The sequence below is a fragment of the Nonomuraea turkmeniaca genome (assembly GCF_005889735.1).
GTDB classification, from domain to species: domain Bacteria; phylum Actinomycetota; class Actinomycetes; order Streptosporangiales; family Streptosporangiaceae; genus Nonomuraea; species Nonomuraea turkmeniaca.
Genome location: NZ_VCKY01000400.1, coordinates 1 through 5,419 on the forward strand (window position 1 = coordinate 1; position 5,419 = coordinate 5,419).

Sequence of the window (5,419 nt, forward strand, 5' to 3'; positions counted from 1 at the left end):
CCCGCACGCCCCACCCCCGCGAAGCAGCCCGGCACCGCGAGCCTGGCCGGACGTACCACCGCTCGCCTGCCATCTGCCGCATCGACCGCCCGGCCATCTGCCGCATCGTTCGCCTGGCCAGGTGTCGCGCGAAGAAGGCACCGCGCCGTGGTGCGCCGCGTAGGTGGGATGCCACCTGGCGGGGTGGTGTGCCGCGCAGTGGGCCGGGCGCCGAATGGGGGTCGGGGGCGCCGCGCGTACCCGGACGAATGTCGCCTTGCGGCCGTCATGCGCGGGCTTCCAAGGCGCGGTAGTCGATCTTGCCAGTGGCCAGCAGAGGCAGCCGGTCGACGCCGCGTACGTCGAACCCGCTCCAATGCACCCGCAGCTCGGCCCCCAGCCGCCGCGCCAGCCCCGCGCACCCGGCTGCGTCGAGCCCCTCGGCCCACACCGTCACCCGGTCGTCCCCGCTGGTGGCCGCCACCGGCCCCGAGCCGCGCAGGAGGCGCTCGACGTCGTCCAGGTTCACCCGCACGCCGAAGATCTTGGCGATCCGCTTGAGGCGCCCGGTGATGGAGAGGAAGCCGTCGGAGTCCAGCCGGCCCAGATCGCCGGTATGCAGCACACCGCCTAGATCGTCCCCTCGGGCCAGGTCCGCGGCCGTCTCCGCGTAGCCCATCATGACGTTGGGACCGTGATAGACCACCTCGCCCTCCTCGATGTCCAGCCGTCCTCCGGGGACGGCCACCCCGACCGAGCCGGGCTTGTCGGCGAGCCGGTCCGGGGGCATGACCGCGATGCGGGCGGTGGCCTCCGTCTGCCCGTACATGACGAAGAAGCGGTCGGCCTTCCCCGAGAACTCCGCGACCAGCTCGGCGCCGAGCCGTCCGCCGGCCTGGGTGAGCGTGGCGATCGTCGGGTGCTCCGACCGGTCGTAGCGGAGCCGGCGCAACATCTCGTACTGGTAGGGGACGGCGGCCAGTGACGTGCACCGGTGTGCGTCCAGGTGCGTCCAGAACGACCGCTCCAGCAGTCCCGCCTCCGTCAGCATCACGGTCGCGCCCGCCACCAGATGGCTGTTGAGTACGGACAGGCCGTAGCTGTAGTGCAGCGGCAGGCTCGTGGGCGCGATCTCGCCGGGCGTGATGGACAGGGCCGTGGCGATGGCCTGAGCATTGGCCAGGACCGCCTGGCGCGATAGGCGTACGAGCTTGGGATTGCCGGTGGAGCCCGAGGTGGCGAGGAGGACCGCGAGGTCCGGATGCGGGTCGGGCACGTCGCGACGCGCCGGCGGGGAGCCGTCGGCCGCGTGCGTGAAACCGAGCAGTGCGACCGGCCGGAACCGCCCCGCCAGGTCGGCCAGCGTCTCCGTCGGGAGGTCCGGATCCAGCAGCGCGATCGGCCGGCCGGAACGCCAGGCGGCGAGGTAACGCAGCACGGACGCGAGGTTGTTGCGCATGCCGCAGAACAGCGGACCTGGGCGCAACTGCGAGAGAGCCTGAGCCGCGCGCGTGATGCGGTTACCCAGCTCATCACCGCCGAGCCCCGCCGCTTCCCCGGCGACCAGGAGCCGCGCCTCGTGGTGCGGAAGGACCGCACCACCGAGCCCGGCCCGGGGATGCGGGCACGCCTCGGGGCCCGACGTGGCTCGCGAATGCGGGGACGCCTGAAGGTGGGGCACGGCTTGCGGATGCCGGGATGTCTCGGGGCCGGATGCGGCCTGCGGGTGCCGGGATGTCTCGGGGCCGGATGCGGCCTGCGGATCTGGGGACGGCTCGGCGCCGTGCCGTGCCGGGGGAATGGGGGAGGTCATGGTGTCAGTCCGCCGTCCACGCCGATGACCTGCCCTGTGATGAAATCCGCGGCGGGTGAGAGCAGGAACTCGACGGTGCCGGCCACGTCGTCAGGCGTGCCGAGGCGGCCGAGCGGGGTGGCTGCGATCGTCGCCTCCCGGGCGTCGTTGTCGAGCGTGGAGAGCATGTCCGTCTGGATGTAGCCAGGAGCTACGGCATTGACCCTGATCCCGGTGGGACCCAGCTCCTTGGCCGCAGCCAGGGTGAGGCCGATGACCGCCGCCTTGGTCGCGGAGTAGACCGCCTGTCCCCGGCCCCCCGCGCGGCCCATGATCGAAGAGACCAGCACCACGGCGGGGAGCGTGCCCCGGCGCAGCAACCTGAGCGCGGCCTGAAGGGTGTGTGTCGCACCCACGGCGTTGACCTCGAACAACCGGTGCACCATGTCGGGGCGGACCATGCCGAGCAGGCCGGCGGCGTGAATGCCGGCGTTGATCACGAGCGCGTCGAGCCGGCCGTGACGTTGGTAGATCTGCCGCATCATGGCGGAGACGAGCGAAGGGTCCGCCACGTCACCGTGGACGGGGTAGGCCGGCCCGCCGGTTTCCGCCGCCACCTCGGCGGCGGCCTTCGAGGCGCGCTCCTCGCCTCGTCCATGCACCTGGACCGCGTATCCGGCAGCGGCCAGGCGCACCGCGACCGCCCGCCCGATGCCCGCCGTCGACCCCGTGACGAGCGCGACGCGAGGCCCTGAGCCGGGCTGCTCCAATGGTCGCGGCTTCGATGTCATGGCGACCTCCAGAGCTCGGACGACGACGGCGGGTGCTCCGCCCTCGTGGTGACCGGGCAGTCGCACGGTGGCGGCTCCGGCTGCATGGCGGTGCCGGCTTCCATCGGCATGGCGGTGCGGGGATCGGGTGGCATGGCAGTGCCGGGATCGGGTGGCATGGCAGTGCGGAGCTCCGATGGTGTGGCGGTGCCCGGATTAGACGGCGGCGGCGCCGATGCCATGCTTCTCCAGCAGCTCAGTCGCCTTCGCGAACGAGCTCATGTCGATCATTTCATCGGTGTCGATCATGATGGAGAACTCGTCCTCCATCGCCGCGATCAACGCCATGTGGGCCAGCGAGTCCCACTGCGGGATGGCGCGGTATTCGAGGCCGTCGACGTCGGCGTCGGTGGGAAGGTTGAGCGCCCTGCGGAAGACGGCCCGCAGGCGATCGAGATGACTCATGATCACTCACTCTCTGTCCTCAAGCCACGACGTAGTGTAGCGGCATTTCCGAGTTCGGAGAAACCAAGCCCCCGCCTCGAGTAATGGAACCGTATAACGGCGAGTGAGGCTGGTTGGGCGCTGGGAATGTCGCATGGGGCGCGCCAACAGCTACGGGGGGAATGATGGACGAATCCAATCACTGGTACGGGCACTCTCGCATACTCGGCAGATACTGCGGAATGCCGGACGAGGTGCCAAAACGCATCCAAGGTTTCCTTCAGCACGGATGGAACTATCTCCATGGATTTCCCCCCAACGACCACTGGTGCAGCCCTGGATACCCTCGTTTCATCTGGTCCGACGTGCTGCGCCGCCGAGGCTGGTCGATGGGCAGAAGGGGGCACTACCTGATCGGCGCGCCCTGGATCTACCTCCTTCACCAAGAGCCCGAGTTGGGCGTGACGCCGAAGCGTGAGGGTACGATCTGGTATCCCTTTCACGGCTGGGAGAAGCATTCCGTCAGCGGTGACCACACGCGACTCGCCGACGAAATCAGAAATGTCGAGACGGGTCCGGTCACCGTTTGCCTTTATTGGTTGGAATTCGCGAATCCGGACATTCGGCGGGCGTACGAATCGAGGGGATTTCGGGTTGTCTGCCATGGTGAGCGCGGATCCCGCTGGGAGGGCAAGGGACGCGACTTCCTGCGCAAGCAGCTGGTCCAGCTGCGGCGCCACCGCAGAGTGGCCTCCAACCGGCTCGGCAGCGCGCTGTTCTACGGCGCCTCCGTGGGGTGCGAGGTGGCCGTGTACGGGGATCCGATGCAGTTCGAGGACGAACGTCCCGAGTACGGCGGCACGGCGCGCCGCATGCGGCTCTGGCCCGAGATGCACGGCACGCGGGTCGATCCGGAGCTGGCGGCCGAGGTGGCACGGCGCGAGCTGGGATTCGAATATCAGGCGACACCGGAGGAACTACGGCGAATGTTCGGATGGAAGCGGGTGCGGTGGGCGTGAGCACGCGAGGGAGTGCCGCCGCCGGGCGGCGGCAGGTGGCGACCGAGCCCGCCTCGCGGAGTGAGGCCATGAACACAGAGGCGCCCGAGAACGTTCATTTGATCGGCGGCGAAATGCTGCTGTGGTCTGACATGTCCAACATGGGTGGCACGACGGACTGGCGGGGCGCGGCACAGGAGCTGATCAGGCGGGTACTCCCGCCGAGCGGCAGAGTCCTTCTGGTCGGGCCGCATCCGCAGGCGGTCGTGGACGAGGTGGCAGCGCACGCCTCCGCGGCGGCCGTGTCCGCGGCGGGCGTCTCCGTGACGGACGCCTCTGCGCGTGCCTCTGCGGCGCATGCGCCCGCGGCGGCCGTGCTGCTGCGTTCCTACCCCGACGCCTGCGCGCTCGGCGAGCGCCATCCGGGACTCGCCATCTTCTGCGGCCGGCTGGAGGCGTTCACGGCGGACGAGCCGTACGACCTGGTGCTGGCGCTGGACGGCCTCCTGCGGACGCACTCCGCCGAGGCGCCGGCCGCGGCCTGGATCGAGTCGCTCGACGCCCTGACCGCACTCGTCGCGCCCGGCGGGCGGCTGGTGCTCGGCGTACGCAACGACCTAGGCGTGGACCGCTTCATCGAGGCCCGCCCCGCCGACCGGGACGGCGCCGACGACCAGTGGGCCCCGCATGGCTTCGACCCCACCTACCCCAGCGGGCCAGGCTCCCTGGATGCCGGGCTGGAGTCGGCGGGGCTGACGGTGCAGCGGTGCTACGCGGCGTACCCGGGCCGGCAGGCGCCCCGTGCCTTGCTCGCCCGCGAGGCCCTGACCTTCGACCTGCCGGACGCGCTCACGTTCCCGCTGAGCTCGAGGGGCGGCGATCGTATGCTGGTGGCCGACCCGCTGCGCTTGACCCGCCTGGTGTTCCGGCACCGCCTGGGTGAGGAGCTGGCCCCGCTGTGGCTGGCCGTGGCCACCCGCCCCCCGCTGACCAGCAAGAGCCGGCAGGCGGAGAGCTCGCCGCACGACGACCGCGCCATCGCGAGCGAACCCGCCGAGCAGCCGACCGACCCCGGTCGCACATGCGAGCAGCCGACCAACCCCGATCGCACATGCGAGCAGCCGATCGACCCCGGTCGCACATGCGAGCTGCCGCTCGGTCTCGTGGAGGAAGGGCCGGGGCTGTACGAGCTCACCCGCGCCGGACTCAAACAGCTCCCCGACGGCGCGGAGCGCCCCATCCCCAGGGGCAGGGTCGTCGAGGAGATCCTGGTCGAAGCATGCGCACGCGAGGACGTGAAAACCGTCCGCGAGCTGCTCGCCGACCTGGCCGCCTGGCTGGAGCAGGGCGGCGACGCGGCCGCGGCAGCCGCCACCGACAGCCTGGTGTACGACGGCGAGCGGTTCGCCGCCATCGGCCAGTCCCCGGCCCCGTCC

Annotated in this window: 5 protein-coding genes; 2 read left to right on the plus strand and 3 right to left on the minus strand. The window is 70.8% G+C overall.

What is annotated here, in order from left to right; genetic code table 11:
• Nucleotides 1-265 precede the first annotated feature (265 nt).
• The 3 genes from ETD86_RS52270 to ETD86_RS52280 all read right to left on the minus strand — a co-directional run bounded on the left by ETD86_RS52270 (nt 266) and on the right by ETD86_RS52280 (nt 3,006).
• The gene (locus tag ETD86_RS52270; protein WP_246149492.1) at nt 266-1,660 is read right to left on the minus strand and encodes an AMP-binding protein; all 1,395 of its coding nucleotides are present in this window, start codon (nt 1,658-1,660) and stop codon (nt 266-268) included.
• A gap of 128 nt (nt 1,661-1,788) precedes the next feature.
• Nucleotides 1,789-2,562, minus strand: coding sequence for an SDR family NAD(P)-dependent oxidoreductase (locus ETD86_RS52275; RefSeq protein ID WP_138674055.1), 774 nt, complete (start codon nt 2,560-2,562; stop codon nt 1,789-1,791).
• A 195-nt stretch (nt 2,563-2,757) separates the two neighbouring features.
• Nucleotides 2,758-3,006, minus strand: coding sequence for an acyl carrier protein (locus tag ETD86_RS52280; RefSeq protein ID WP_138674056.1), 249 nt, complete (start codon nt 3,004-3,006; stop codon nt 2,758-2,760).
• Nucleotides 3,007-3,227: 221 nt separating this feature from the next.
• Between ETD86_RS52280 and ETD86_RS52285 the strand changes: the two genes are divergently transcribed.
• Together ETD86_RS52285 and ETD86_RS56425 are read left to right on the plus strand one after the other, a co-directional pair.
• A complete protein-coding gene (locus ETD86_RS52285) occupies nt 3,228-4,004 on the plus strand; it encodes a hypothetical protein (RefSeq protein ID WP_246149493.1) in 777 nt (258 codons plus the stop codon).
• 68 nt (nt 4,005-4,072) lie between these two features.
• On the plus strand, nt 4,073-5,419 hold a 1,347-nt coding region (locus tag ETD86_RS56425), incomplete at its 3' end, for a class I SAM-dependent methyltransferase (protein WP_170223774.1).

Excerpts from the sequence above, each read along its gene's own strand:
- ETD86_RS52285 (WP_246149493.1), top strand. The coding sequence starts at position 3,228 with ATGCCGGACGAGGTGCCAAAACGCATCCAAGGTTTCCTTCAGCACGGA.
- ETD86_RS52280 (WP_138674056.1), bottom strand. The coding sequence starts at position 3,006 with ATGAGTCATCTCGATCGCCTGCGGGCCGTCTTCCGCAGGGCGCTCAAC.
- ETD86_RS52275 (WP_138674055.1), bottom strand. The coding sequence starts at position 2,562 with ATGACATCGAAGCCGCGACCATTGGAGCAGCCCGGCTCAGGGCCTCGC.